The 26,082-nt window shown below is 61.7% G+C and carries 24 protein-coding genes and 1 pseudogene; 12 read left to right on the forward strand and 13 right to left on the reverse strand.

All coding sequences use genetic code 11. From position 1 onward, the window contains the following. Positions 1-33 precede the first annotated feature (33 nt). From ACEN84_RS23790 to ACEN84_RS23800, 3 genes are all read right to left on the reverse strand, one after another. Positions 34-1,299, reverse strand: a complete 1,266-nt coding sequence (locus ACEN84_RS23790; protein WP_203428156.1) for an O-antigen ligase family protein — start codon at positions 1,297-1,299, stop codon at positions 34-36. A 13-nt stretch (positions 1,300-1,312) separates the two neighbouring features. After that, complete coding sequence (locus ACEN84_RS23795; RefSeq protein WP_413710122.1) at positions 1,313-2,578, reverse strand: polysaccharide biosynthesis/export family protein; 1,266 nt, start codon at positions 2,576-2,578, stop codon at positions 1,313-1,315. 75 nt (positions 2,579-2,653) lie between these two features. Next, a complete protein-coding gene (locus tag ACEN84_RS23800; protein WP_130284044.1) occupies positions 2,654-3,334 on the reverse strand; it encodes a sugar transferase in 681 nt (226 codons plus the stop codon). Positions 3,335-4,119: 785 nt separating this feature from the next. On the opposite strand from ACEN84_RS23800, the gene ACEN84_RS23805 reads away from it, so the two are divergent. Together ACEN84_RS23805 and ACEN84_RS23810 are read left to right on the forward strand one after the other, a co-directional pair. Continuing rightward, positions 4,120-4,404, forward strand: a complete 285-nt coding sequence (locus ACEN84_RS23805) for an exopolysaccharide production repressor protein (protein ID WP_413710123.1) — start codon at positions 4,120-4,122, stop codon at positions 4,402-4,404. Positions 4,405-4,514: 110 nt separating this feature from the next. Continuing rightward, the gene (locus tag ACEN84_RS23810; protein WP_413710124.1) at positions 4,515-5,513 is read left to right on the forward strand and encodes a glycosyltransferase family 2 protein; all 999 of its coding nucleotides are present in this window, start codon (positions 4,515-4,517) and stop codon (positions 5,511-5,513) included. 3 nt (positions 5,514-5,516) lie between these two features. Here the strand turns inward: ACEN84_RS23810 and ACEN84_RS23815 are convergent, their stop codons facing one another. Both ACEN84_RS23815 and ACEN84_RS23820 read right to left on the reverse strand, forming a co-directional pair. Further along, positions 5,517-6,476: a glycosyltransferase family 2 protein gene (locus tag ACEN84_RS23815; protein ID WP_413710125.1), complete on the reverse strand. Its 960-nt coding sequence runs from the start codon at positions 6,474-6,476 to the stop codon at positions 5,517-5,519. A gap of 106 nt (positions 6,477-6,582) precedes the next feature. Beyond that, positions 6,583-6,807: a hypothetical protein gene (locus ACEN84_RS23820; RefSeq protein WP_413710126.1), complete on the reverse strand. Its 225-nt coding sequence runs from the start codon at positions 6,805-6,807 to the stop codon at positions 6,583-6,585. Positions 6,808-7,008: 201 nt separating this feature from the next. On the opposite strand from ACEN84_RS23820, the gene ACEN84_RS23825 reads away from it, so the two are divergent. From ACEN84_RS23825 to ACEN84_RS23855, 7 genes and pseudogenes are all read left to right on the forward strand, one after another. Next, on the forward strand, positions 7,009-8,127 hold the full coding sequence (locus ACEN84_RS23825; protein ID WP_112720021.1) for an acyltransferase family protein: 1,119 nt from the start codon (positions 7,009-7,011) through the stop codon (positions 8,125-8,127). A gap of 3 nt (positions 8,128-8,130) precedes the next feature. After that, complete coding sequence (locus tag ACEN84_RS23830) at positions 8,131-8,922, forward strand: glycoside hydrolase family 16 protein (protein WP_413710127.1); 792 nt, start codon at positions 8,131-8,133, stop codon at positions 8,920-8,922. An 81-nt stretch (positions 8,923-9,003) separates the two neighbouring features. Then, positions 9,004-10,146, forward strand: a pseudogene (locus ACEN84_RS23835) (glycosyltransferase); the annotation flags it as partial. Positions 10,147-10,206: 60 nt separating this feature from the next. After that, entirely contained in the window at positions 10,207-11,202 is a 996-nt protein-coding gene (locus tag ACEN84_RS23840; RefSeq protein WP_203430074.1) for a glycosyltransferase family 2 protein, read from the forward strand. Then, on the forward strand, positions 11,202-12,128 hold the full coding sequence (locus ACEN84_RS23845) for a glycosyltransferase (protein WP_413710128.1): 927 nt from the start codon (positions 11,202-11,204) through the stop codon (positions 12,126-12,128). Before ACEN84_RS23840 ends, ACEN84_RS23845 begins: the two co-directional genes overlap by 1 nt. Further along, positions 12,125-13,129, forward strand: coding sequence for a glycosyltransferase family 2 protein (locus tag ACEN84_RS23850; RefSeq protein WP_413710129.1), 1,005 nt, complete (start codon positions 12,125-12,127; stop codon positions 13,127-13,129). The genes ACEN84_RS23845 and ACEN84_RS23850 overlap by 4 nt, the downstream gene beginning before the upstream one ends. Positions 13,130-13,135: 6 nt before the next feature. Beyond that, positions 13,136-15,493: a polysaccharide biosynthesis tyrosine autokinase gene (locus ACEN84_RS23855; protein ID WP_199627722.1), complete on the forward strand. Its 2,358-nt coding sequence runs from the start codon at positions 13,136-13,138 to the stop codon at positions 15,491-15,493. Here ACEN84_RS23855 and ACEN84_RS23860 read toward each other — a convergent pair whose 3' ends face one another. Continuing rightward, entirely contained in the window at positions 15,494-16,231 is a 738-nt protein-coding gene (locus ACEN84_RS23860; RefSeq protein WP_413711350.1) for a metallophosphoesterase, read from the reverse strand. A gap of 228 nt (positions 16,232-16,459) precedes the next feature. Here ACEN84_RS23860 and ACEN84_RS23865 point away from each other — a divergent pair, with 228 nt between their 5' ends. Then, positions 16,460-17,545: an acyl-CoA dehydrogenase family protein gene (locus tag ACEN84_RS23865; protein ID WP_199627723.1), complete on the forward strand. Its 1,086-nt coding sequence runs from the start codon at positions 16,460-16,462 to the stop codon at positions 17,543-17,545. On the opposite strand, the gene ACEN84_RS23870 is transcribed toward ACEN84_RS23865, so the two are convergent. Further along, on the reverse strand, positions 17,546-18,016 hold the full coding sequence (locus tag ACEN84_RS23870; RefSeq protein ID WP_112720013.1) for an RrF2 family transcriptional regulator: 471 nt from the start codon (positions 18,014-18,016) through the stop codon (positions 17,546-17,548). A 434-nt stretch (positions 18,017-18,450) separates the two neighbouring features. Here ACEN84_RS23870 and ACEN84_RS23875 point away from each other — a divergent pair, with 434 nt between their 5' ends. Continuing rightward, complete coding sequence (locus ACEN84_RS23875; protein WP_413710130.1) at positions 18,451-19,608, forward strand: porin; 1,158 nt, start codon at positions 18,451-18,453, stop codon at positions 19,606-19,608. 105 nt (positions 19,609-19,713) lie between these two features. Here the strand turns inward: ACEN84_RS23875 and ACEN84_RS23880 are convergent, their stop codons facing one another. The 3 genes from ACEN84_RS23880 to katG form a co-directional block, all read right to left on the reverse strand. After that, the gene (locus tag ACEN84_RS23880; RefSeq protein WP_165402763.1) at positions 19,714-20,169 is read right to left on the reverse strand and encodes an RrF2 family transcriptional regulator; all 456 of its coding nucleotides are present in this window, start codon (positions 20,167-20,169) and stop codon (positions 19,714-19,716) included. 79 nt (positions 20,170-20,248) lie between these two features. Continuing rightward, entirely contained in the window at positions 20,249-20,752 is a 504-nt protein-coding gene (locus ACEN84_RS23885; RefSeq protein WP_130284070.1) for a hypothetical protein, read from the reverse strand. A gap of 367 nt (positions 20,753-21,119) precedes the next feature. Beyond that, positions 21,120-23,309, reverse strand: a complete 2,190-nt coding sequence (gene katG / locus ACEN84_RS23890) for a catalase/peroxidase HPI (protein WP_413710131.1) — start codon at positions 23,307-23,309, stop codon at positions 21,120-21,122. A gap of 161 nt (positions 23,310-23,470) precedes the next feature. Here katG and ACEN84_RS23895 point away from each other — a divergent pair, with 161 nt between their 5' ends. Beyond that, on the forward strand, positions 23,471-24,391 hold the full coding sequence (locus ACEN84_RS23895; RefSeq protein ID WP_203428145.1) for a hydrogen peroxide-inducible genes activator: 921 nt from the start codon (positions 23,471-23,473) through the stop codon (positions 24,389-24,391). A 186-nt stretch (positions 24,392-24,577) separates the two neighbouring features. Here the strand turns inward: ACEN84_RS23895 and ACEN84_RS23900 are convergent, their stop codons facing one another. From ACEN84_RS23900 to ACEN84_RS23910, 3 genes are all read right to left on the reverse strand, one after another. Then, positions 24,578-25,237 carry a peroxiredoxin gene (locus ACEN84_RS23900; RefSeq protein ID WP_130284078.1) on the reverse strand — a complete coding sequence of 220 codons (660 nt, stop codon included), beginning with the start codon at positions 25,235-25,237 and terminating at the stop codon, positions 24,578-24,580. Between the two features lie 87 nt (positions 25,238-25,324). Continuing rightward, positions 25,325-25,921, reverse strand: coding sequence for an RBBP9/YdeN family alpha/beta hydrolase (locus tag ACEN84_RS23905; RefSeq protein WP_413710132.1), 597 nt, complete (start codon positions 25,919-25,921; stop codon positions 25,325-25,327). Between the two features lie 12 nt (positions 25,922-25,933). Further along, complete coding sequence (locus ACEN84_RS23910; protein ID WP_413710133.1) at positions 25,934-26,074, reverse strand: hypothetical protein; 141 nt, start codon at positions 26,072-26,074, stop codon at positions 25,934-25,936. Positions 26,075-26,082 lie beyond the last annotated feature (8 nt).

The raw sequence follows: 26,082 nt of genomic DNA on the forward strand, positions 1-26,082 counted from the left end.
ATGCCGCGAGACTGCGGCGGGGCAATGAAATGATCAGGAATGTGCAGCCGGTATGGATTCGTAGCGCCGCAGCTCGGCCATAGCCGAGCGCTGCCGCGCCCCGGCGAGCTTGCCCGCCGTGTAGTAAAGCAGGAAGGTGCCGACATTATACGGCGTCAGCACGTCGATCTCGACGAAGGAGCGGATCGTCAGCAGCACGGCAATGCCGAGCAGCAGATAGGACTCGTCGTTGCGGACGTCCTCGATGACGCGGCGCAGATGGCCCCAGATCATCGCCAGGATCGTACCGGCGAGGATGAGGACACCGGTCAGGCCGAGCTCCACGGCCGTTTCGATATAGGTATTGTGGAAGTGGAAGCCGCTGCGCGAGCCGATGAAGAACTCTTCCCATAGGCGCTCCGGCTCCGAGAAGCCCTGCACCCAATAGGCCTGGTAGCCGATGCCGACGGCCGGGTTCTGTTTCCAGGCCTCGATGCCCTGCTGCCAGAGATAGGTGCGACCCGTCAGCGTCGAGTCCTTGCCGAACAGCCCCAGCACCAGATCGACGACGCCGAGATAGACGCTCGCCACGATAAGGATGATCGCCGCGACACCGCCGCCGATGACGAGCAGCTTGCGCTGGTTTGGCGACAGGAACAGCACGCCGCGCAATCCGATCAGCAGCGCCACGATCACGGCCGTCGTCAGCACCGACGTTGCCGATTGCGAGGCGAGAAGGCAGTAGGCGGCCATCAGCCCGACAGCACCCGACACCATCATCCAAAGCCGCCGCTCGCCATATATGAAGACAGCGGCGAAGGCGAAGATGATGCCGATCGAGGCATAGAAGCCGAGCTGGTTCTTCGAGGCAAACGCGCCGACGAAGCTGTAGGTCCCGTCGAGCGGATCATATTCGTAATAGCCGAACAGGATCGAATAGAGCAGCACGACCGCCGCGCCCGCCACTGCGCCGAGCGTCAGCGTGCGGACATCGACGGTGCGCACCGCGATCAGCGCGCAGAGCACCTGCGTGAAATACTGGATGCTGGCGCGCATCGAAACGCTCGGCACCTGCGACCAGAACACGGAGAGGAAGGCGAAGGCGGCGAAGGCATAGAGCCAGACGAACTTGCTGTGACTGCCGAGCACCTTCTTGTAGTCGACGGCGATCAGCGGCAGCCAGAGCGCATAGTACAGCAGGATCGCCGCCTGCCCGAAACGGATCGAATAGGCAAAGCAGAACATCGAGAGCGCGACCGCCGGAATGGCATAGGCCGCGTTCACGCCTGGAGTAATAATTGCCGATTTGGCGATCCGCATGCGGTCTCCGCTTCTATCGCATCGCGACCCCGGCCGTGACCTTGATCAGGTCACCCGGCTCGAGGGCCATGTTCTCCTGCACCGGAATTTCCTTCGACTGCCCGTCGACTTCGCGGACGATCGAATAGTTGATATTCGCGGCATTCTCGGGGTCGAAGCGCGCTGCATCGCTCGATTGCGCCAGCGCTTCCGACATCAGCGCGTCGCTGGTCGAGAGTTTCAGGTTGAGCGTGTCGAGATCGGATTCGGTGTCCTGCAGCTCCTGGGCAAGCTTGGCGTCCCAGTCGTTGCGCAGGGTGATCTCGTCCTGGTTGGCCTTGCTGATATCCTGCTTGGCCTTCAGTGAATTGGTATCGATATCGAGAAGCGTTGCCTCGATATCGGCGGCGCGCTGTTCCGCCGTCAGTTTGCGGGCGCTGAGCGCCAGACCTTTTTCGGCAAGATTCTCGATCTTGTCGCGGTCTTCCTTGGCGAGTTCGAGCTGACGCGTCTGCGTCTCGGTCTTCTTCGCCAGAGATTCGATTTCGGCCTGCAGCAGCGATTTCAGGTCGTCGAGCGCCTGAAGCTGCAGCGTCAGCCGCTTCTTGCGCGTATCCTTCAACGCCGCTTCGCTGGCCATCAAGGCTTTGCCTTCCGGCAAATCCTTGAGTTCCGCCGGCATGTCGATGGCATCGCTGTTCTGCGTCTCGGCCTGCAGACGGGCACGGCGCGCGATCAGCCGGTTCTTCTCCGAGGTGTAGACGACAGCGTCACCCTTGGCATTGATGAAGTCGCGCGCAAAGCGCTGGCCGGCGTCGGCGCGGCGAAGTCCGCCCGCAAGGCTCACGGCTTTGACCACCGTGAGATTGGGCGCGAACGGATATTCGCCGGGCTTTTCGACATCGCCTGTCAGAAACACGGGACGGAACTCGGCAAGTTCAACAGATGCCGAGGGCCGGTCCTTGAGACCGAACTGCTTTTGCAGTGCGGTACCGATTTCCTGCGCGATCGCGTCCGTCGTCTTTCCAGAGGCTGGGAGGTCGCCAATGAATGGCAGCGAGAGGCTGCCCGACGGGCCGATCGAGTAATCGCCGCTGACCACGGACCAGTCGCGGATCGCGCCCTCCGCCGTCTGCCATTCGGCAACGCGGATGCGCAGCTTGTCCATCGTGCCGAGCTGATAGTCGGCAGCGCCGGCAAGTCCGGCTGAGCCGATCAGAACACCAAAGCCCGCCACGATGGCGAGACTGGAGGTAATGGACCGGCGTGCCGTGAGGCGGCGAAAAAGGAAATCTTTCATTCAGTCTTCCTCGTGAATTTGCACGGCAAGCCAATCGGCGGCACCGTGCGAACGTATCGAGCTGTGGAAGCGGCGTTAGTAGCTACCGCGCTGCATGCAGACGGCAGGGATCGTCCGGGCGATGATCATGACGTCACGCGTCAGAGACCAGTTTTCGACATAGTGGGTGTCGAAGGCGACACGCGTGGCATAGGAGACGTCGTTGCGTCCGCTGATCTGCCACAGGCCGGTGAGGCCGGGACGTGCCTGAAGATAGAAGACGGCCGAAGACTCATAGAGCTCCAGTTCGTCACGTACGACGGGACGCGGCCCGACGACGCTCATTTCGCCGCGAATGATATTGATGAGCTGCGGAAGCTCATCAAGGCTGAGCTTGCGAAGCACGCTGCCGATCACGGTCACCCGCGGATCGTCCTGCAGCTTGCGGGTCGCACGCCACTCGTCCATCGCCTTCGGATTATTGCGCAGGTGCTCCTGCAGCACCCTGTCACCGTCGGTGACCATGGTGCGGAACTTCAGGCAACGGAATTCCTGTCCGTTATGTCCGATACGGCGATGACCATAGAAGGCCGGCCCCTTATCGGAGAGTTTGACGAGCAGCATCACCATCAGGAAAATCGGGCTCAGGAAAACGAGGCCGAGTGATGCAGCAGTAATATCGAATGCGCGCTTCATGATCCCGCCTGTCGGCGGAAACACGTTTGCATGAACCACGCCAAAGAATGGCGTACTGTCCGATCTCGTCGCAGACTTCATAGAGTTAACTCCACTTATGTTTGCCGTTTGGTCGGTATGCCCAGGTCGCTGAGGTAGCGCTGACAGGTTCGGAGTGTATGGGCGGATTTTGTTTTTTTAAGCCACAATTTGAAGACGGGTGTGTAACAGGGGGCTTTTGGAAACCGTGTTCACCTTTTTCTTTCTTTAGGATTAGCTCAAATTAATATGCAAAGCATGCAATGTTTCCGTCTAAGTCGGCTGCACTGCACTAATGCCGTCGGAGTTTGCTTTGCGCTGCAAAAAGACTGAAGAACAAATCCTTTCGGGAAATTCGAAAAGCATTTGCAAAAAGCCCGCGGCCACTATCGCGAGTACCGAAATGTTATTTGCGCGTAGCCGCATATATTGCGTCGCACCATCCATTTTGCACTGCACACTCAAATCGTTTTAGATGAAATCTTTGTAATAAAAGTTGAACGCATAGAGCTCTCAGGCGTTGTCCTGACAATGCAAATGTGGCGCGAGCCGAGGCGTGCAATGCCCCATTGCAGACAACCTTGGGTAAGGTTTTGCCCTTTTCTGACGTACGGCCCGCAAATCGCATGGTTACCGGCCGTTCGGCGATTTTAGGCAAAGCTGGGAGGAAATCTTAAGCGGAGCACTGTAGAAAACCTGCAACGGCCTACGAAAGATTGAAGGTACTAATGCTTTCGTTCTGTTGAAACTCAGGGCCTGCTAAAATATATCGAGTAAAGGGTCCTTAGGAGGAAGCCCGAGTTCAGTGACTGTTCATTGAACCAACCTCCTAAAGGGAGGCAAACGTCATGTATGCACCTCGCGTTTTCGTTAGCATGATCGGCGCGCTCGCCGTTTTTGCCGTGGCAACCTATGTGTTGAACGGTTCCCTGACGACGACTCTCATACAAACGGCGATCTGCGCGGTTCTCCTGCAGATAGGCTACTTCGGTGGCGTACTTTTCCTCGTGTGGAAGGAAGCGCGTGCGCGCAACGCCGCCAGGGGCATGTCATCCGCCCTGGCGCCGGCGCGTGACGACAAGGACAAGATCCCGGTCAGCCCCTTCAACAATTCCGAGCCGTTCAATCAGTAAGCGGCTCTCGCCTGGGCCGTCACGGACGGCGTAACATCTTTTGAAGACCTCTCGCATTGCCCCCGCGGCGCTGGCGTCCTAACTGTTGCGGCAACAACGGAGGGCACGACGTGGTTGCAAGCGTATGCGTGATCATCGCCGCCAAGAATGCGGCTGATACGATCGGACTGGCCGTCAATTCGGCTTTGCGCGAGAAGGAAGTGGCCGAAGTCGTCGTCATCGACGACGGCTCCAGTGACGGCACGGCCGATGCGGCGCGCGCCGCGGATGATGCGAGCGGACGGCTGAACGTCGTCTCCTTCGAAAAGAATCGCGGCCCTTCGGCAGCCCGCAATCACGCGATCGAGATCTCCACAGCGCCGCTGATCGCCATCCTCGATGCCGACGACTTCTTCTTCGAGGGCCGCTTCGGGCGCATGCTGGCCGAGGACGACTGGGATTTCGTCGCCGACAACATCGCCTTCGTCGATTCGGAAACGGTGACGCGCGCCCCCGAGCAGCTCGACCGTTTTCCCGACCGTCCCCTCTTCCTCGATCTCGTCGCCTTCGTCGACGGCAACATCTCCAAGCGCGGCGTGCGCCGTGGCGAGATCGGCTTCCTGAAGCCGGTCATGCGCCGCAGCTTCCTCGATGCGCACAAGCTGCGCTACCGCGAGGAGATGCGTCTCGGCGAGGATTACGAGCTCTATGTCCGCGCGCTCGCCAACGGCGCCCGCTACAAGGTCATCCATTCCTGCGGCTATGGCGCGGTCGTGCGCGGCAACTCGCTGAGCGGCAGCCACCGCACCGACGACATCCGCAAGCTCTATGAGGCCGATCGCGCGATCCTCGCCTCCTGCAAGCTGACGGCAGAAGATGCGGCGGCCGTGCGCCGTCACGAAAGCCATGTGCGCGGCAAATACGAGCTGCGCCATTTCCTAGACGTGAAGAAGCAGTCCGGCCCGGCAGCGGCGCTAAGCTATGCGCTCGCCAATCCGGGTGCCGTCCCGGCGATCGCCGGCGGCATCTTCATGGACAAGACCGAGCGCTTCCGCAGCCCCGGCGGCGTCGAGATCGCGACGCGGGGTGCTGGAGGTTTGCGCTACTTGCTCCCCTCGCCGGCCGACTGACGGCTATTTCGAGAACTTGCCACCCGCGAGCTTGAAGGCGCTGGCAAACAGCGCCGGATCGCGGCATGCCCAGTGGAACAGCAGGCGGAAATCCGGCAAGCGCGCCTTGCGCATCCGCTTTGCCTGGCTCCACAGCGCCATCTTGCGCGCCCGCGTCTTGTAATCCTTGATCGTCGAGATTTCGTTCGGCCGCGCCGCGAAGCGCGTTTCCAGCCGGTCGAGCGCCATCCAGGTGATGAACTGCTGCTTCAGGAACTGCGGCGATTCGTTATCGACGCCGTGGAAGATGTTGATACCCTCGCCGCGCAGTGCCCCCGCCTCGCCGCAGAGCAGCACCTGGCGGGCCGCCAGCATGCAATCGCAGAAGAACAGCACGTCCTCGGCCGCCAGCCGCAGGGCCGCGTCGAAGCGCACCGTCTCGATCAGCGGCCGGCCGATCACCATGCAGGACATGTGCAGGAAGGCCCAGTTCTTCAGCATGACGCCGGCGATATCCGGCAACTCGATGATCAGCGGCGCATCCGAGAGCCGGTGCGCCCCCTCGCTCTTTTCGAGATCGGCGATGCCGAAATGATAGTCGAATTCCTCGCCGCCATGGATCGACGCCCAATAGCAATCGCCATCGAAGCTCTGCATCGCCGAATAGGCGTTCTGCAGATGATCAGGCGTCCAGATATCGTCCGAATCGAGGAAGGCGGCATAGCGGCTGACAGCCGGGACATTGTCGAGGCCGGTATTGCGGGCGCCGCCCGGCCCGGCATTCGCCTGGCGGATGACGGTGATTCTCGACCGTTCCTCGGCACCGAGGGGCTTCAATTCGTCTTCTGCCGGATAGGGCGACTGGTCGTCGACCACGAGAACATCGAAATCCCTGTAGCTCTGCGCAAAGACCGAAGCCAGCGCCCGCCGCAGGATACCGTCCTCGCGCTGGTAAAACGGGATGATGATCGTAAAGGTCGCCATTCTTTCTCCTGACAGGCCAGAGCGGTGAGTGCGCATCTAGCGCCGGATCATCCGGGGGCAAGTTGCTGCGCCGCAGCATGATGAAGGGCATTCCGGCCGAAATTTGTCAAAGGCTGAGATCAGCGATACCAGCGGCGGCTGTGCCGATTAGACCCAAATGGGGGTGATCCGAACACATTTCAGCCGCAATCCGGGCCTGCGCATTGTAACAAAACACAGGACATCCTTCACTAAAGCGGAAAAACTTTTCCACGCGGGTCACGCTTCTCAACAGGCGGAAACGTTTTATGATCACTTTCGGAAATACATTGGCGCAAAGGCCCTGCAGCATATTTGCAACTGCCGTTACGGCACCCGACACGCCATGGTAGCTGCGATTCCGCTCCGTTACAAAACGAGACTCGCGATCACTTTTTGCTGCAGTGCCATATTTTCTTCCGGCAAAACGCTCTAGCTTTTCGTCTGCGGGCCAGAGTCTGCTCTTTGAAACGGCTGCAGGGGAGGTGCAGCTCCAACAGGGGTGACAGATAACGTGAACGTTGACGCTAACGTATCCTCGCGGATCAACCTGATGCGCATCGTGCTCATTTCGGGCATTGTGTTCGTCCACATACCATTCGACCCTGCGAATACGCCGTTCAATGGAAACTACGGTTTCTTCGACTGGCTGCGGGTGTTCCTGAGCGAAGCGCTCTTCCGTGTCGGGGTCCCGTGCCTCAGCGCCATTTCCGGCTACCTGCTGTTTCGCGGCGGGATGGAAGGCTTCAACTATACGAAAACGGTGCGCACCAAGGCGCAGACCGTCTTTCTGCCGTTCCTGATCTGGAACACGCTGTTTTTCATCGCGGTCCTGGCGATCCTCGCGGTCGGCATCGGCGACGGCTATGTCATCAGTCCCTATCAATCGAGCTTCCGCGAACTGCTGAGCCAGCTGTTTGCCGCCGAAGCCTTCCCGGCGAATATCCCGCTCTACTTCCTGCGCGATCTCTTCGTCTGCATCCTGATTTCGCCGATCCTCGCGTGGCTGGTGCGCCGCGCGCCGCTTTTGACGCTCTCGACGCTGCTGCTGCTGGCGCTCGTGCCGCAGTTGTCGCTCTACATCGTCATCAAGCGCTCGATCCTGTTCAGCTTCACCTTCGGCATCTATGCCAGCCTCTACAAGCTGGACATCAAGGCGCTGGACCGCTTCGCTCCGCTCGGCGTTTTCCTGCTCTTCGCATTCTCGGCGCTGCTGGCGACCGCCATCTATGCAACCGGCCCGTCGATGCCCGACTGGGTGGAACTGTCGCGCAATGCGCTGGCGATCGGCGGCGCCGCCGGCTTCTGGATGCTGTCGGCACTGCTGATCAAGACCTCGGTCGGCCAGCGCCTGTCGAAGACCGGGAGCCTGAGCTTCTGGATCTTCTGCGCCCACTATCCCCTGCTCATCCTGCTCTTCATGGTCTGGGGCAAGACGGGCGTCGATTTCTACCCGCTCTTCTTCTGCGGCTGCCTGCTGGTGCTTTTCCCGCTGCTGGCGCTCTCGAACGGTCTGGTGCGCAGCAATGCGCCGAAGCTCTACGCCGTCCTGACCGGCGGCCGGACGAAGAAGGGTCCGCACTCCCCATCCCGCCGGGATATCCCGGCCGATTTCGTTCCACAGCAAAGGTGAGACATGACGACCACAATCGCCCATGCGCGACTGCTTTGGCTGACTTTGACTGCGGGTGCCGCCCTCGTCGGCGCCCTCCCCGCATCTGCCCAGCAGGCAACAGGCACATCCTTCGTCGATGACTTCGACAAGATCGACCGCAGCGTCTGGTACATTTCCGACGGCTGGAACAACGGCGCACACCAGAACTGCACCTGGTCGAAGAACCAGGTGAAGACCGAAGACGGAAAGCTGGAACTGGGCTTTGCCGAAGGCAAGTCGAAGGACCGCAACTATCTCTGCGGCGAGATCCAGACCAAGAAGCGCTTCAGCTACGGCACCTACGAGGCCCGTATCAAGACCGCGACCGGCCCCGGCCTGAACTCGGCCTTCTTCACCTATATCGGCCCGGCCGACAAGCAGCAGCATGACGAGATCGATTTCGAGGTGCTCGGCAAGGATAGCGGCACCGTGCAGGTGAACCAGTACATCAAGGCCAAGGGCGGCAACGAGAAGCTGGTGCCGGTCGGCAAGCCCGCCAATCAGGGCTTCAACGACTATGCCTTCGTCTGGGAGCAGAACCGCCTGCGCTACTACCTGAATGGCAAACTCGTCCAAGACGTCACCGATCCGGCCAAGATCCCGCAGAGCCCGCAGAAGATCTTCTTCAGCCTCTGGGGCACGGACACGCTGGCCGGCTGGATGGGCAAGTTCGCCTACACCCAGCCGACGACGATGCAGATCGACCGGATCGCCTACACGGCGCCCGGCGACAAATGCCAGTTCCCGGAATCGATTGCCTGCACGCTCAACTGAGCGTGCATCCGGTCTCTGAGACTTGCCTAGCACACCCCCGAAACGGACTCCGGCAGAGCCGGTCTACGCACAGGAGCATTGATGCTGAAAGTCCTTTATCTGGTGCATGATCTGGCCGATCCGGCCGTGCGCCGCCGCGTTCTGATGCTGACCGAGGGCGGCGCTGCCGTCACCCTCGCCGGCTTCCGCCGCGGCGACAATGCACTTGCGGAGGTGAGCGGAGTAAAGCCGATCGAGCTCGGCCGCACGGCGGACGGAAGGTTCGCCCAGCGTATGGGTGCGGTCGCCAAGGCGGCAATCCGTCTGCGCGGACTGTTGAGGGGCGTCGAGCGCCCGGATGTCATCATCGGCCGCAATCTGGAAGCGCTGGCCGTCGCCGATCGCGCGAGCGCAATGTTCGGCGGCGTGCCCGTCGTCTACGAATGCCTCGATATCCACCGCCTTCTCCTGAGCGACAAGGCACCGGGCAAGGCCCTGCGCCGGGCCGAGGCCCATTTCGGCCGCAACGCCCGCCTGATCCTGACGAGCTCGCCGGCTTTCATCGAAAACTACTTTGCCCCGAAATCGGCCCTGAAGGCGCCGATCGCGCTTCTGGAAAACAAGGTGCTTTCGCTGGCGGGAATGCCGCAGGCCGCCTCGCTGCGCCTGCCGCCGCAACAGGGCGAGCCCTGGAAGATCGGCTGGTTCGGCGCGCTCCGCTGCCGCAAGTCGCTGAAACTGCTTGCCGATTTCACCCGCCGCATGGAAGGCCGCGTCGAGGTCATCCTGCGGGGACGCCCGGCCTATTCCGAGTTCGAGGATTTCGACGCCTTCGTCGCGAGCGAGCCCTATCTGAGCTTCCGCGGTGCCTACAAGAACCCGGAGGATCTCGCCGATATCTATGGCGAGGTGCATTTCTCCTGGGCGATCGACTTCTTCGAGGAGGGCCAGAACTCCTCCTGGCTGTTGCCGAACCGGCTCTATGAAGGCTGCCTCTATGGCAGCGTGCCGATCACCGTCGAGGACACCGAGACCAATCGTTTCGTCGCATCACGCGGTCTTGGCCTGACGCTTCGCGAACCATCCGCAGTCGAGCTTCAGGCGATGTTCGAGGGGCTGACGGCCGAGCATTACGGCTCGCTCTCCTCGGCGGTTTCGTCCACCGACCGCCGCACCTGGATGACCGACCGCGCCGATTGCCGCGCGCTCGTCGACACACTCTCCAATCTTGTTCCGGCCGCTGCCGAGGGGCGCGCCGCCGGTTCCGTTGTCCCTGCTCCCGCAGCTCAAGAAGGGTTGACTGCAATGAAGACTGATGTTTGTTCCAGCGTCTCCAGCCTCATCATCATTCCCTGCCTGAACGAAGCCAAGCATATCGAGCCGCTGATCGAAAAGCTCGATCCGGCGCTCGAAGAGCTCAATGCCCGCATCGTCGTTGCCGATGGCGGCAGCACCGACGGCACCCGCGAGATCGTTGCCCGCATTAGCGAGAGCGATCCCCGCGTCATCCTGCTCGACAATCCGCGCCGGCTGCAGAGCGCCGCGATCAATCTCGCCGTCAACACCTTCGGCCGCGACTACGAATATTTCATCCGCATCGACGCGCATGGCGACTATCCGGACGATTATTGCCAGCGCCTCGTTGAGGAAGCCGAACTGACGGAAGCCGATTCCGTCGTCGTCGCCATGGAGACGGTCGGCTTCGGCATTTTCCAGAAGGCGACGGCCTTCGCCCAGAACTCCAAGCTCGGCAATGGCGGCTCCAAGCATCGCGAGGGCGCCGAGGGCCATTGGACCGATCACGGCCACCACGCGCTGATGCGCGTCAACGCCTTCGACACCGTCGGCGGTTACGACGAGACATTCAGCCATAATGAGGACGCGGAATTGGACTACCGTCTGAAAAAGGCGGGGTTCGGCATCTGGATGACCGACAAGACGCGGATGATTTATTATCCGCGTTCGAGCGTCAAAACGCTCTTCCGGCAATATCTCGGCTACGGCCGGGGACGCGCCAAGAACATCCTGAAGCATGGCAACTTGCCGAAGCTTCGTCAGATGCTGCCGCTTGCTGTTGTGCCGGTCTTCATCGGTGCGTTTCTTGCCGTGCTGAACTGGATCGCCGTGATCCCCTTCAGCCTGTGGGCAATCGCCTGCGTCGGCTACGGCTTCTGGATGGCCGTCGGCCAGCGCAATCCTTACGGGCCGCTCGCGGCCTTCTCGGCCATGGTGATGCACTTCGCCTGGTCGGCCGGTTTCTGGATGGAGCTCCTGAGCTTCCGCAACCGGAAGGTCTCCTGATGAAGGACCAGATCATGCAGATCGACATTGGTGTTTGCACATACCGGCGCGCGTCGCTGGACGAAGCCCTGCTTTCGCTCGCCGTCCTCGCCGTCCCCGAGAATGCCAGGCTGCGCATCATCGTTGCCGATAATGACCAGACCCGGAGCGCCGAGGGCCGCGTCGAGGCGCTGCGCTCGACCATTCCCCATGAGATCGCCTATGTGCATTGCCCGGCATCGAACATCTCGATCGCCCGCAACGCCTGCCTCGAAAATGCGACGGGCGACTACCTCGCCTTCATCGACGACGATGAGGACGCATCCGAGAACTGGCTGGTAGAGCTGCTGCACACGGCTGAAAAGAGCGGCGCCGATGCCGTGCTCGGCCCTGTCCGCAGCGTCTATTCGCAGACGGCACCCGCCTGGATGCGTGAGGGCGATTTCCACTCCACCCTCCCCGTCTGGGTCGATGGCGAAATCCGCACCGGCTATACCTGCAACGTCCTGCTTAAGCTGAATTCGCCGCGCGTCGCCGGCCGCCGCTTCAATCTGGCGCTCGGCAAGACCGGCGGCGAGGACACCGAATTCTTCAGCTACATGCATCACGACGGCGGCAAGATCGCCTTTGCGCCGGAAGCCCATGTCTATGAACCGGTTTCGGAAAACCGCGCCGGCCTCTCCTGGCTTGCCAAGCGCCGCTTCCGCTTCGGCCAGACGCATGGCCGCCTGCTGCAGGAAAAGAACAGCGGTTTCGCCCGCCTGAAGCATATCGGCCTCGCCACCGCCAAGGCCGGCTATTGCCTCGGTGTCGCGGCTGTCTGCGTCCTCGTTCCGGTTCCGCGCTATCGCTATGCGCTGCGCGGCACGATGCATATCGGCGTCGTCAGCGGGTTGCTCGGCGTTCGCGAGATCCGCCAATACGGCGCTGTCGAGGGGGCTGCATGAGCGAAAAGCTGCCCGACATCAGCTTTATCATTGCAGCCTACAATGCTGCCGAAACGCTGGACAAGGCGATCGGCAGTGCTTTGGCGCAGACGGACGTGACGGTGGAAATCATCGTCGCCGACGACTGCTCAAGCGATGCGACGCGTGCGGTCGCCGCTGCCTATGGCGGCAATGTCCGCCTCGTCGCCCTCGAAAAGAACGGCGGCCCCTCAGCCGCGCGCAATGCGGCGATCGATGCGGCCCGCGGCCGCTGGCTGGCGACGCTCGACGCCGACGACACGATCGAGCCGGATCGCCTGAAGCGCATGATCGCGCGCGCCGAAGCAGCGGGTGCCCAGATCGCCGTCGACAACATGCGGGTGATCCGCGCCGACGGCACCGCGCCCGAAACCATGTTCTCGCCGGCCGCTCTCGCCACGACGCCGGAGCTGACGCTTGCGAATTTCATCCGCTCCAACGCGCTGTTCCGCAACGAGCACAATTTCGGCTACCTGAAGCCGGTCTTCGAGCGTGCCTTCATCGAGCGGCACGGCCTGCGCTTCGACGAGAACCTGCGCATCGGCGAAGACTATCTCTTCCTCGCCTCGGCGATGGCGCTCGGCGCCATCTGCGTCTTCGAACCGGAGCCTGGCTACAACTATCACATCCGCGAGGGATCGATCTCCCGCGTCCTTCGTCTCGATCATATCGAAGCGATGATGGAAGGCGACCGCCGGTTCCTCGCCCGCCACAGCCTGGATGCCACGGCAACAGCCGCCCAAAAATTCCGCGCCCGCAGCCTCCGCCAGGCGCATGCCTTTCTCGAACTGGTCGAAAGCATCAAGCGCCGCTCCCTCTCCGGAGCGATCCGGGCGGCCTGGCGCGATCCGCTGGCCGTTGCCCATCTCAGAATGCCCATCGCAGTCCGTTTCAACCGCATGACGGCGGCCCTTCGCGGCGCTGCCGCTCAGAATACGGAAATCACAGTCACAGGCGGCGCTTCGCGCTCGCGCAAAGGATAAGAGCCCATGAATCAACGAAACCTGACCCTGCACAGCACAGTTCCGAAGGCCCCTGACGATTCCGATAGCTTTATCGACATCGATCGCCTGATCGCCATTGTGATCCGCCGGGCCGGTTCGATTGCGCTCTGCGTTGCCGCACTTGTGGCAGTCGCCGCCGTCTACCTGCTGTTCGCGACCCCGCAATATACCTCGATGACGCAGATCCTGCTTGATGACAGCATGACCAAATATGCCGAGGATCAGGCGCCCGCCGCCAGCTCCCAGCAGGTGGACATGCAGATCGCCAGCGCCGTCGAAATCCTGAAGTCGACCGAACTGGCGCTGCGCGTCGTCGACGCCCAGAACCTCTCGGAAAACCAGACGATCCTCGATCCCGGCCAAGGACCCGTCGATCTCGTCAAGTCCGGCCTCAAGGTCGTCGTCAGCGCATTGACGCCAGGCGGCCCGCCGGTTTCCGACGACGACGCCAAGGAAGGCCGCCGCCAGAAGGCTGCCGCCTTGCTGCAGCAGGCGCTCAACGTTTCGCGCGTTACCCGCAGCTCGGTTATCGCGGTCTCCTTCCGCTCGACCGACAAGCTGCTCGCCGCGCGCATCACCAAGGCCTATGCCGACGCCTATCTGAACGACACGCTGAACGCCAATTTTGATGCCACCGAACGCGCCTCCGTCTGGCTGCAGGAGCGCCTCGCCGACCTGCGCAACCGCTCTCAGGAAGCAGCACTCGACGTCGCCAAGTTCAAGAGCCAGAACGGTCTCACTTCGGCCAACGGCGAACTGATGTCCGAACAGCAGCTCGCCGACCTCAACAAGCAGCTGATCGTCGCCCAGGCCGATACCGCCAGCGCCTCGGCCCGCTACAACCAGTTCAAGTCGATCGTCGATCAGGGACCTGAAGGCGCCGTCAACAATGCGGCGATCTCTTCCGGCCAGACCGACAATTCGGTCATCCAGGATCTGCGCACGCGCTATATCTCGGTCAGCCGCCGCGAAGCCGAGATCACCACCAACTTCGGCGCCGACCATCCGCAGGCCGTACAGCTGCGCGGCGAAAAGGAAGACCTGACCCGCCAGATTTTCCAGGAACTGCAGCAGCTGACCTCGAGCTACCGCAACGAATTCGAAGTGGCCCGCTCGCGCGAAGCGTCGCTGCGCCAGAATATCGAGCACCTGACCGGCAAGAACTCCGAATCCAACGAGTCGATCGTCAAGCTCAACGATCTGGAACAGCGCGCAACGGCACTGAAGACGCTCTACGAATCCTACCTTGCCCGCTACGAGCAGGCGTCGCAGCAGCAGTCCTTCCCGATCGCCAAGGCCCGCGTCATCTCCGAGGCCGGCGTTCCCGCATCGCCCTCCAGCCCGAAGAAGACCATGACGCTCGGCCTCGCCATCGTGCTCGGCCTGATGGCTGGCGGCGCGCTGACGGCATTCCAGGAATTCCGCGAACGCTTCTTCCGTGTCGAAGGCGACGTGCGCACCATCCTCGGCCTGAAATTCCTCGGCTACCTGCCGCTGGTCGGCAAGCCGCCGAAGGAGCGAAAGGTCTTCAAGCCGCGCAAGGAGCCGCTGCCCAAGCCGGTGGAAATGCCGGCCGATGATGGCGCCAGCTTCGAGCGCATCATGCGCATCGTTCTCGAAGCGCCGCGCTCGGTCTTTGCCGAAACGCTGCGCAACGCCAAGCTCGCCAGCGACGTCATGTTCCAGGGCAAGTCGGACCGCGTCATCGGCGTGGTCTCCGCGCTCCCGGGCGAAGGCAAGTCGACGACGGCGGCGAACTTCGCCGCTCTGCTCGCCTCCAGCGGCAAGCGCACGCTGCTGATCGACGCCGACCTTCGCAACCCCGGCCTGACCCGCATGCTGAAGCAGCCGCCGGAAAAGGGCCTCGTCGAAGCCGTTCTCGGCGAAATCCCGTGGGCCAGCGCCGTCAAGGTCGACAACCGCACCAAGCTTGCCATCCTGCCGGTCGTTTCCAACGACAACCTGATGCATACGAGCGAACTGCTGGCATCGCAGGGCATGTTCAACCTGATGGAAAACGCCCGCAAGATGTTCGACTACGTCGTCGTCGACCTGGCGCCGCTCGGCCCGGTCATCGACGCCAAGGCCTTCGCCCCGCAGGTGGACGGCTTCCTGTTCGTCACCGAATGGGGCCAGACGCCGACGACGGTGGTGCGCGACATCCTGAACGCCGAACCGCAGATCAAGCAGAAGGTGCTCGGCGTCATCCTCAACAAGACGGATATGTCTGAGCTCAGCAAGTTCAGCAATTTCGGCGGCACCGAACGCTACCGCCAGAAATATGTGAGCTACTATACCGAGGAAATGCCGCGCAAACCGGAGCCGGCGGAAACCAACGCCTGATCAGGTGGAGAAGATGTGGACCTGACCGCGCCAGAACCTGGCGACGGTCAGGCTGCCGCTCTTGAAGGCCCGGGTGTCGAGATTGAGCCGCATCGGCTGGATATCGGGCTCGGGCACCGGCGTATGACCATGTACGACGAGCTTCGGCAGCGACCGGTCGGCATAGAAGAAGCGGTCGCGGATGAAGACCAGGTCCTCGTCGCTCTGCATGCTGAGCGGCACGCCGGGATCGATCCCGGCATGGACGAAGAGGATATCCGGCGTATCCGCGTAGATCGGCATGTCGCGCATGAAATCGATATGCGACTTCGGCAGCGACTGGCGGATGAAGGTGTCGAGCTTCGAGGTCGTCGGGAAGATCAGCGGCAGATGCTCGGGATCGAGCCCATAGGACCGCAGCAGCGCATCGGCGCCCATACGCATCCATTCGGTGTAGGAAATCTTGCCGTCGATATAATCGAGCATCATGATTTCATGATTGCCGGTCAGGCAAATGCGATCGAAATTCTCCGGCGGCGGCATCATCAGATGCGAGATCACCTGCGCCGAAGACGGGCCGCGGTCGATATAGTCGCCGAGCGTGATGATCAGCTTGCGGCCCGGAAGGCGCGCCGCATCCCTGACGATCGTATGCTCCGCCATCTCCAGAAGGTCATGGCGGCCGTGGATATCCCCGATTGCATAGATCGGCATGTCGCCTGGATCGAATTGGAGGCGCTGCCGGGCTGGCGGTGACATGGTCTGAACCTCACGGTCGTCGTCTGCGAAAGAGTGAGCCATAATCGATCCCGGGCGATGCTGGAAGCGGTGACGTTCGAATTGTGAGCTTTACGAGATAGTTAGGCAAAGTGCCGCAGCTGACAAGCCGGTAGAAAAATTCAAACCATACCGATTTTGTAGAAAAACCGGCCTTATCAATCGAGGTAGGATCGATCACTCATACGGGCATCAGGAAGAGAATGACCGATGGGAACGATATCGCAACTGCACGACCGGCTGAGACCGCCGGCCGACCGGATCGAGAGCGAGGAGGCAGCCGTGGCCGCCGCCCGCAGGCTCGCCGCCGGCTTCCGCCGCCAATCGAGCGAGCGCGATATCAACCGCATTCTCCCCTTCCCGGAACTCGATGCCCTCTCGCTCTCGGGTCTGACCGGAATCACCGTGCCCCCGGAATATGAGGGGCTGGATGTCAGCAACGCGCTGCTTGCCGAGATCGTCGCGATCATCGCCGAGGGCGACGCCTCGATCGGCGAATGCCTGGCGATCCACTTCGCGGCGCTCGAAGGATTGCGGCTGCACGGCGGCGAGGATCTGCAGCGGCTGTTATTCTCCCGCGCGCTATCAGGCGACCGCTTCGCTACGGCATCATTTCCCGCTGATTCCATCACCAACTTACCGCTCGGCCATCGAATCGACGGCCGCAGCGCGCAGGCGCCGGGCGTGCTCTTCGCCGACTGGCTGGTCATATCAGGCGCGGCGGACAACCAGCTCCTCTACGTCAACCGCCGAAGCGAGGGACTGCAATCCGTCGACAGCTGGGATGGTTTCGGACAGCGCACCAACGGAACCGCGCTGCTCGTTGCCGAAAACGTTCAGGCGCGCGCCGATGCGGCCGTCCGGCAGGGCGCACCGGCAGCAGCGATGACCGCCCTGCTCAATGCCGGAGTCGATCTCGGCATTGCCCGCGCTGTTCTGTCGGAATTGCAGGAGACCAGCGCCGTCCCGGCCGCGGCAGGCACCCTGATCGTCGGCATCGAGGCGGCAGCAGCCCTTCTGGAGCGCGCCGGTCACCGGCTCGATATCGCCCAGATCAATTCAGGCCCGGCAATCGCCGACGCCGAATTCTCCGCCACCGCCGCCCAGGCGCACGCGAGTGAGCTCGCGCTACGCACCGCAACGGCCATTTTCGAAATCGCCAAGGGGGATACGGGAGGCATCGGCCTCAATCTCGACCGCCACTGGCGCAATGCCCGCATCCGGGCGCTCGGCGGCAAACTCGAACGCCTGCATGCCAAGGCAGCAGCCCATTACAGCCATAGCTGGGAAATCTGATCAGCTGGCAGCAGAAACCGGCAGCACCTCGTCCTCGCCGCCGTCAGCAAGATTGCCGCCTTTGGCGACGAACTGTTCCAGCGTCATGTTGTCGAGAATATCGGCGATCGCATCGCGCACTTCGGTCATCGATCTGCGCACATGACAGGTTTCGGGATCCGAACAGTCGTCGCAGGCTTCGTAAGCCGTGCGGCTGGCGCAGCGAATCGGCGCCAACGGGCCGTCGAGCGTGCGGATTACATGACCGATCCTGATCTCGGAAGCCGGCTTCGACAGCGAGTAGCCGCCGCCCGGCCCCTTTTTCGAGCGCAGGATGCCGACATTGCGCAATTCGAGCAGGATCGTATCGAGGAACTTCTTCGGGATATTGTTGCGCGCGGCAACGTCATTGATGAAGGCCGTCTCGCCGGGCGCCAGCTTCGCCAGATCGACAAGCGCCTTGAGCCCGTACTTTCCCTTTTTCGTCAACATCTTCGATAGCCCTGCACAATCCGCGCCATATGCTTTCGCTTACTGCCAAATAGCGCCGAAAGCGTGGGCACGCAACGAAATAGCCAGCTTTTATATAGGTTATGTCCAAATCTTTGCTGAAAGCGTCTTTTCGGCAGCACAAAAATCCGCCGCGATCGCGGATTTTCGTTGTTTTTCAATCATCAACACCTTGTTTCCGCCCTCAGTTCCTCCCATATCCGCGCTTTCACAAGGCAATTTTGTGTCGTTTTGGCAACAGGGGTCGGCAACAGCGTGACTCAACCGTATCTTCGCTTGATACGGTTTGAGCGATGTGCGATCCAAATACCCGCGGGTTGCCGCTTTCCCCCGAGGGGATTCGACAAAACTGGGATGGGTTTTTGACGCTGATTTCTCGGCGCGATTTCCTGCGCCCGATTGAAAAAGGAACTGCTATGAACATTCGTTCTATTCTCATTGGTTCGGCGGCTGCGCTGAGCTCGGTGTCCGGCGCATACGCGGCCGACGCCATTGTTGCAGCTGAGCCGGAAGCTGTTGAATACGTTCGCGTTTGCGACGCCTACGGCACTGGTTACTTCTACATCCCGGGCACCGAAACCTGCCTCAAGATCGGTGGCTACCTCCGCTTCGACGTCGGCTTCGGCGCTGGCGACGCTTACAAGGACAACGCAAACGAAGACTGGCAGGCCCGTACTCGCGCTCACGTCGCTTTCGACGCCAAGAGCGACACCGAATACGGCACGCTGACCAGCCGTATCGTTCTGGAATCCAATTTCCGCGGCGGTAGCGCAGACACGACCATCGGCGGCCTGACCGGCGGCGACTCCACGATGCTCGGCGACGCGGTCAACGAAACGGTTATCGATCAGGCATACATCGACATCGCTGGCCTGCGCGTTGGTAAGTTCACCAGCTGGTGGGACGACGACTTCTCGGGCGAAACCGATGCAATGGCGAACGTCACCAACACCAACGCCATCCGCTACCAGTATGATGCCGGCGACTTCTACGCTGGTGCCGCTCTCGAAGAACTCAACGGCAACTCCGGAACGGGTTCGCCGCGCAGCTCGCTCTTCACGGGCAACACCGACATCCACGGCAACACGCTCGGCGTCGACGCTTCTGTCGGTGGCAAGTTCTCGAACTTCACCTGGGCTGTTTACGGTGGTTATGACGCCGGCAACCAGGAAGGTGCTGTAACGGCTCGCATCGGCGCAGACGTTGGCCCGGGCAAGGCTGAAATCGCAGCCATCTGGTCGAGCGGTCTCGGCGATGCCGGCAACGGCGGCAACGCTTACTACGCTAACGGCGAATGGACCGTTGTCGCTCAGTACGCTCTGAAGGCAACCGACAAGTTCACCATCACCCCGGCTGCTCAGTACACGAACAACATCGTGACCGACGCTGATGGCTCGTGGGATGACGGCAACATGTGGCGCGCAGGCGTTACGCTTGACTACCAGGTTGTTGAAAACCTGAACGCCAAGCTGGCTGCTACCTACGTCAAGGAAGACTACGGCAATCAGACCGTCGACGGCCGCAAGGACGCTGACTGGGTTGAAGGCTTCTTCCGCCTGCAGCGCGACTTCTAATGAATTGACGTGCGGTTAGAGACGCACGTCATGTGATCTGGTTGACCTCCGATCACAGTGAAGAAGCCCGGATTTCCCTCCGGGCTTCTTTTTTATGAGTGCTTTTCAGGAATGCGAGGCGGCTGTGAGCGCGGCGCGGTCGAGCTGATTGATCCTATCGATGCAATCCTGAACCGTAACGCCTTCGAGCACGCCGGCGACAGCCTTGTCAGCCCGGGCGCTGAGCTGGTCGGATACTGCGCTGATATTGCGCGTGACCGAGCAGATGGTGGGAATGTTTTCGCGTGCCGACCACGCCTTCTGTTCCGGCAGAACGCTGCCATGGATCTCCAGAAGCTTGATATCGGGCGCCGGACGCGCCAGGCGGATACCGCCACTGACGCCGTCTGAGGAAATGAGTATCCCCGATTTCGACAGGGTCGAAACGATTTTCCGGACAAAACTGGGATTTGTATCGAGGCTGGTTGCCAATTGCGGACTGGTCGTGCGAACGCCCGCGGCCTCATTGACCGCGACCGTCACGACGATTTGCAGCGCTGTTGGAAACCGTGTGTCACTCATCAATCGTGACATACCGCTGAAACAGCAGAAAATCCAGAACCACTATCGCCGATTGATACAAAATCGGCGATTGCAGGTCTTAGTGGCCGCGCTCGGCCATTTCGAGGCTCGCGCCATGCTCGGTGCCGAGCAGATCGGCAAGCGTCGACGACAGATCGATCCCGTCGAGATCGGCGATAGCCGCCGTCCGGGCCTTGTCGATGATCGCGTCATAGAGATGATCGAAGCTGGTCTTCGGAAGCATCCGCGCCGGCGTGATGGCGGCATAGATCTCGGCAAGCGAAACCATGCGCAACGACCGGGTGATCCGGTAGCCGTTGTCATCGCCGGAGACGATATCGGCGAACTTGAGGAGATCGAGGATGGCATCGGCGTCGTGTGCGCCCATACCGCCGATCCGGCGGATCTTGCGATGCGGCGTCGTGCGCGACAGCGTCTGGTTATAGGCGATCGTCAGGACGATGCGCAGCGCCTTCCTGAAGGTCTGGCTCGGCATCAGGTCGCTTTCATCCATTTCCCGCGCAGCGGGATAGGAGGCGATGCCGAAGAGGGTTTTAAACAACTCGGGGCAAGGTGTGGTCATGATCAGTGTCGAATAGCAATTTTTCGGGAGGAATTATCAATGCGTACGCCCGCGTGAGCGCCTGGGAGGTGGCGCCGCGGAACAGTGGACGTGAAAAGAACTCTTCGCGTTGTTTTCGGGATCGACCGCCGTGCGTTTACCGTACGGCCGTCTTGTCACTCGCGCGGCAAAAGATGCCAACAGCGATATATCACGAATCCACTGTTACGCCTCGCAACGGATATTTTCTACCCCCAGGAGCGGAACACAGTGTCCCAAAAATGTGATTAATCCCGTCGTAAATTAGTCAGGAATAAAACGGCTTAGCCGACGGAGCTGCCGTGAACTGGACGTGGCAGGGGCCGCGTCCAGTGCAATTCTCGATCGATCAGACGAGATCGAAACGGTCGGCGTTCATGACCTTGTTCCAGGCCGAAACGAAGTCCTTGACGAACTTCGCCTTGGCGTCGGACTGGCCGTAGACTTCGGCGATGGCGCGCAGCTGCGAGTGCGAACCAAAGATCAGGTCGACGCGGGTACCGGTCCACTTGACGGCGTCGGTCTTGCGGTCGCGGCCTTCATAGACGCCGTCCTTGCCTGCCAGCGGTGCCCACTTCGTTCCCATGTCGAGCAGGTTCACGAAGAAGTCGTTGGTCAGTGTCTCCGGACGCGAGGTGAAGACGCCGTGCTCGGGAGCACCGGCCTTCAGCACGCGCAGACCGCCGATCAGCACCGTCATTTCGGGTGCCGACAGCGTCAGAAGCTGCGCCCGGTCGACGAGGGCTTCTTCGGCCTTCATGAACTGCTTGCGCTTGCCGTTGACATAGTTGCGGAACGCATCGGCGCGCGGCTCGAGCGCAGCGAAGGATGCCGCGTCGGTCTGTGCTTCGGAGGCATCGGTACGGCCCGGCGTAACGGGAACGTTGACCGGCTGACCGGCAGCCTTGGCCGCCTTTTCGACACCGGCAGCACCGGCAAGAACGATCAGGTCGGCGAGAGAGACCTTCTTGCCGCCGGTCTGGGCAGCGTTAAAGTCCTTCTGGATGCCTTCGAGAACGCCGAGAACCTTGGCAAGCTGCGCCGGCTGGTTGGCTTCCCAATCCTTCTGCGGAGCAAGACGGACGCGTGCACCGTTGGCACCGCCGCGCTTGTCGGAACCGCGGAAGCTGGACGCGGATGCCCAGGCGGTCGAGACCAGTTCCTGCACGGAAAGACCCGTCGCCAGAACCTTTTCCTTGAGCGCTGCAATGTCGGCATCGTCGATCAGCTTGTGGTCGACGGCGGGCACGACGTCCTGCCAGATCAGGTCTTCAGCCGGAACTTCCGGTCCGAGATAGCGGGCCTTCGGTCCCATGTCGCGGTGGGTCAGCTTGAACCAGGCGCGGGCGAAGGCATCGGCGAACTCAGCCGGGTTTTCCAGGAAGCGGCGCGAGATCTTTTCATAGATCGGATCGACGCGCAGCGCGAGGTCGCTGGTCAGCATGGTCGGACGATGCTTCTTCGAGGCGTCGAAGGCATCGGGAACGGAAGCTTCTGCATCCTTGGCGACCCACTGCTTGGCGCCGGCCGGGCTGGTGGTCAGTTCCCACTCGAAACCGAAGAGGTTCTCGAAGAAGTAGTTGCTCCACTGCGTCGGCGTCTGCGTCCAGGTGACTTCGAGACCGCTGCCGATCGTGTCGCCAGCCTTGCCCGAGCCGTGGGTGCTCTTCCAGCCGAGACCCTGGTCCTCGATCGCGCCGCCTTCCGGCTCGACGCCAACGAGCGATGCATCGCCTGCACCATGGGTCTTGCCGAAGGTGTGGCCGCCGGCGATCAGCGCGACGGTTTCTTCGTCGTCCATTGCCATACGGGCGAAGGTGTCACGGATATCGCGGGCCGAGGCCAGCGCATCCGGATTGCCGTTCGGGCCTTCCGGGTTGACGTAGATAAGGCCCATCTGCACGGCGCCGAGCGGCTCTGCGAGCTCGCGTTCGCCGCTGTAGCGCTCGTCGCCGAGCCAGGTGCCCTCAGGACCCCAATAGAGCTCTTCCGGCTCCCAGACGTCGGCACGGCCACCGGCGAAGCCGAAGGTCTTGAAGCCCATGGATTCGAGCGCGACGTTGCCGGTGAGGATCAGAAGGTCGGCCCAGGAAATGCTGTTGCCGTATTTCTGCTTGATCGGCCAGAGAAGGCGGCGGGCCTTGTCGAGGTTGACGTTGTCAGGCCAGCTGTTCAGCGGCGCAAAACGCTGCTGACCCTGACCGGCGCCGCCGCGGCCGTCGGTGATGCGATAGGTGCCGGCGCTGTGCCAGGCCATACGCACGAAGAGACCGCCGTAATGACCGAAGTCGGCCGGCCACCATTCCTGCGAATCGGTCATCAGCGCATGAAGGTCCTTCTTCAGCGCTTCGAAATCGAGCTTCTTGAATTCCTCGGCGTAATCGAACGCTTCGCCCATCGGATCGGAGCGGACGTTGTGACCGTGCAGAACCTGCACGTCGAGCTGGTTCGGCCACCAGTCGCGGTTGCCGGGGCGATGCGCGGCATTGCCGTGCGGCACGGGACATTTGCCTGCGCTGTCGGGTTTTTGGTCGTCCATAGCGTTCTCCTTGGATGATGCAATTCATCTGTTATTGAGAGGGAGTGCCAGTGGCGGACCGGCTGGCGCGGCGTTGCGCGCGCCCTCCCCTGTCTTCTTCTTATCGGAAGCGTGTGATAAATTTAAGTTGGATTTACTGATATCAGCGATAAGATAAAGTTATGAAGAACTTGACGTTGAAACAGCTGCGTTATTTCGAGGCGCTGGCCCGCCACGGCCGCTTCCGCCATGCCGCGGATGCCTGCGCCATCTCGCAACCGGCGCTGTCGATGCAGATCAAGGAGCTCGAGGAAGAGCTCGGCAACGAGCTCTTCGAGCGCAGCGCCCGTGAGGTGAAGCTCACCGCCTTCGGCCAGATGTTCGCATCGCGCGCCCACGATATTCTCCGCGCCGTCGACGAACTCGGTGATCTCGCCCGCGCCTCGCGCGATCCGTTTTTGGCGCGTCTCAGGATCGGCGTCATCCCCACTGTCGCACCCTATCTGCTGCCCGCCATCATCAACGATCTCAACGCCACTTTCGACGGCATCCAGATCGAGGTGCGCGAAACCCAGACCGCCAAGCTGGTGCAGGAACTCTCCCGCGGCGATCTCGACCTGGCGATCGTCGCTCTTCCGGTCTCGGAGCCGTCGCTGACCGAGCTGAAGCTGTTCGACGAGGAATTCGTGCTGGTGCGCCGCCTCGAAGACGAAGGCCGCCCGGTGCCGGACCGCGACATGCTGCGCGAAATGCGCCTGCTGCTGCTCGAGGAAGGTCACTGCTTCCGCGACCAGGCGCTGTCCTTCTGCCGCATCGGCTCGGCCCGTCCGCGCGAGATCATGGAAGGCAGCTCGCTCTCCACCCTCGTCCAGATGGTCAGCGCCGGCATCGGCATCACGCTAATCCCGGAAATGGCGGTGCCGGTGGAGACGCGCTCGGCGCAAGTCTCGATCGCCCGCTTCCAGTCGCCACGCCCGTCACGCACGATCGGCATGATCTGGCGCAACTCGACGCCGCTCGTCAGGCAGTTGATGGAAATCGCCGAAGTCATCCGCCGCTCGGCCGGCAGTGTGCAGAAGCATCATTTTCATGCGGAGGTGTGAGGGCGGCGCTTGTTTGGAAGCGACCCTCTCGCCCGGAGCCCCCTCACCCTACCCTCTCCCCGAGGGGAGACGGGAAGTTGGCGAGAGCAGCATTCTCGACATTCCCTTCTCCCCAGCGGGGAGAAGGTGCCCGAAGGGCGGATGAGGGGGCCGCTAGCACTGCACCCGCCTCATCCGCGGCACCCCTCAAGCAGCCGGCTGCTTCGTCTTGCGCAGGTACGGCAGCACCGTATCGAAAGACCCGAACCGCGCGATCGCATCCTCGTTGGAAACGGCTGCCGTGATGATCACGTCGTCGCCCTGCTGCCAGTTGGCGGGCGTCGCGACCTGGTGCTTTGCCGTCAGCTGGATGGAATCGATGGCGCGCAGGATTTCGTTGAAGTTGCGGCCTGTCGTCATCGGATAGGTGAGGATCAGCTTGATCTTCTTGTCCGGGCCGATGACGAAGACCGAGCGTACCGTGGCGTTATCGGCGGGCGTGCGGCCTTCCGAGCTGTCGCCGGCGCCGGCGGGCAGCATATCGTAGAGCTTGGCGACCTTCAGGTCCTTGTCGCCGATCAGCGGATATTCGACGTCGAAGCCGGTCGCCGTCTTGATGTCGCCCTTCCACTTGGCGTGGCTTTCGACTGGATCGACGGAGATGCCGATGATCTTCACGCCGCGCTTGCTGAACTCGCCTTCGAGACCCGCCATCGTGCCGAGCTCGGTCGTGCAGACAGGCGTGAAATTCTTCGGATGCGAGAAGAGCACGGCCCAGCCGTTACCGATCCAATCGTGGAACTGGATCGGACCCTGGCTGGTGTCGGCGCTGAAATCAGGGGCGACATCGTTGATGCGGAGACTCATGACATATGACCTTTGTGACGACAGGACCGGTGGGATCGCGCGGCTGGGAAGGCCGCGACACCAAGCCGGGGGGTGGAATTCGCGCGGCTAAGCTAGTGGAACTTCCCGGCCAGGTGAATGCTTTCTTTGGGGTATTTTCTCGAGATGCCGCGTCTTGTGTTTGAGGATATCGAACAGCCTGTAGCCACCCGGCCAGCGGCCATATCCGCTGGCGACATTGATATGCCCGGCAAGCCCCGCATTGCGCAGGTCGCTGCCCCAGAGCCGCGCGAAATAGGTGAGCCGCTCCAGCGACATGTAATGATCGTTGAGGCTGCCGACGAGGATGCTCGGAAACGGCAGCCGCTCCGTCGGCATGGTGCCGAAGCCGATACTGCCGGGATGCAGCTTGTCGGTCACGTCGAGATCGCAGGGCGCCACCAGCAGCGCACCCTTCACCCGCCGGGCCGCCGGACGCCCGGCAAGACGGGCCGCGAGCACGGATCCGAGGCTGTGGGCGACGATATAGGCCTCGCCTGCCCGCTCCAGCTCGGCTTCGAGGGCATCGAGCCATTCGGTGACGCGCGGGCGGTCCCAGTTTTCCTGCCGTACGAGACGGCTTTCAGGATGATCCTTCAGCCAGGCGCTCTGCCAATGCGCCTCTTCCGATCCGAAAAGTCCGGGCACGATGAGAACCGGCGTCATGTCGTCTCCGATCTAGAGAATGCCGAGCGTGATGGCGAAGAGCAGCGCGAAGGAAAATGCCGCGGCTGCGGGTGCGGCAAGATCGGCGCCGGTGCGCAGGATCCGGCCGGATGGCGAAGGCGGCGCCGGGCGGCGGTCATCGAATACAGCCATGACGAGGC

It is taken from the genome of Rhizobium sp. Rhizsp82 (assembly GCF_047325115.1).
In the GTDB taxonomy this organism is placed as follows: Bacteria; Pseudomonadota; Alphaproteobacteria; order Rhizobiales; family Rhizobiaceae; genus Rhizobium.

Bases quoted from the DNA above. Each gene is read 5' to 3' on its own strand.
- ACEN84_RS23790 (WP_203428156.1), bottom strand. From the start codon at position 1,299: ATGCGGATCGCCAAATCGGCAATTATTACTCCAGGCGTGAACGCGGCC.
- ACEN84_RS23795 (WP_413710122.1), bottom strand. From the start codon at position 2,578: ATGAAAGATTTCCTTTTTCGCCGCCTCACGGCACGCCGGTCCATTACC.
- ACEN84_RS23800 (WP_130284044.1), bottom strand. From the start codon at position 3,334: ATGAAGTCTGCGACGAGATCGGACAGTACGCCATTCTTTGGCGTGGTT.
- ACEN84_RS23805 (WP_413710123.1), top strand. From the start codon at position 4,120: ATGTATGCACCTCGCGTTTTCGTTAGCATGATCGGCGCGCTCGCCGTT.
- ACEN84_RS23815 (WP_413710125.1), bottom strand. From the start codon at position 6,476: ATGGCGACCTTTACGATCATCATCCCGTTTTACCAGCGCGAGGACGGT.
- ACEN84_RS23820 (WP_413710126.1), bottom strand. From the start codon at position 6,807: ATGCTGCAGGGCCTTTGCGCCAATGTATTTCCGAAAGTGATCATAAAA.
- ACEN84_RS23830 (WP_413710127.1), top strand. From the start codon at position 8,131: ATGACGACCACAATCGCCCATGCGCGACTGCTTTGGCTGACTTTGACT.
- ACEN84_RS23840 (WP_203430074.1), top strand. From the start codon at position 10,207: ATGAAGACTGATGTTTGTTCCAGCGTCTCCAGCCTCATCATCATTCCC.
- ACEN84_RS23845 (WP_413710128.1), top strand. From the start codon at position 11,202: ATGAAGGACCAGATCATGCAGATCGACATTGGTGTTTGCACATACCGG.
- ACEN84_RS23850 (WP_413710129.1), top strand. From the start codon at position 12,125: ATGAGCGAAAAGCTGCCCGACATCAGCTTTATCATTGCAGCCTACAAT.
- ACEN84_RS23855 (WP_199627722.1), top strand. From the start codon at position 13,136: ATGAATCAACGAAACCTGACCCTGCACAGCACAGTTCCGAAGGCCCCT.
- ACEN84_RS23860 (WP_413711350.1), bottom strand. From the start codon at position 16,231: ATGTCACCGCCAGCCCGGCAGCGCCTCCAATTCGATCCAGGCGACATG.
- ACEN84_RS23865 (WP_199627723.1), top strand. From the start codon at position 16,460: ATGGGAACGATATCGCAACTGCACGACCGGCTGAGACCGCCGGCCGAC.
- ACEN84_RS23870 (WP_112720013.1), bottom strand. From the start codon at position 18,016: ATGTTGACGAAAAAGGGAAAGTACGGGCTCAAGGCGCTTGTCGATCTG.
- ACEN84_RS23875 (WP_413710130.1), top strand. From the start codon at position 18,451: ATGAACATTCGTTCTATTCTCATTGGTTCGGCGGCTGCGCTGAGCTCG.
- ACEN84_RS23880 (WP_165402763.1), bottom strand. From the start codon at position 20,169: ATGAGTGACACACGGTTTCCAACAGCGCTGCAAATCGTCGTGACGGTC.
- ACEN84_RS23885 (WP_130284070.1), bottom strand. From the start codon at position 20,752: ATGACCACACCTTGCCCCGAGTTGTTTAAAACCCTCTTCGGCATCGCC.
- katG (WP_413710131.1), bottom strand. From the start codon at position 23,309: ATGGACGACCAAAAACCCGACAGCGCAGGCAAATGTCCCGTGCCGCAC.
- ACEN84_RS23895 (WP_203428145.1), top strand. From the start codon at position 23,471: ATGAAGAACTTGACGTTGAAACAGCTGCGTTATTTCGAGGCGCTGGCC.
- ACEN84_RS23900 (WP_130284078.1), bottom strand. From the start codon at position 25,237: ATGAGTCTCCGCATCAACGATGTCGCCCCTGATTTCAGCGCCGACACC.
- ACEN84_RS23905 (WP_413710132.1), bottom strand. From the start codon at position 25,921: ATGACGCCGGTTCTCATCGTGCCCGGACTTTTCGGATCGGAAGAGGCG.
- ACEN84_RS23910 (WP_413710133.1), bottom strand. From the start codon at position 26,074: ATGGCTGTATTCGATGACCGCCGCCCGGCGCCGCCTTCGCCATCCGGC.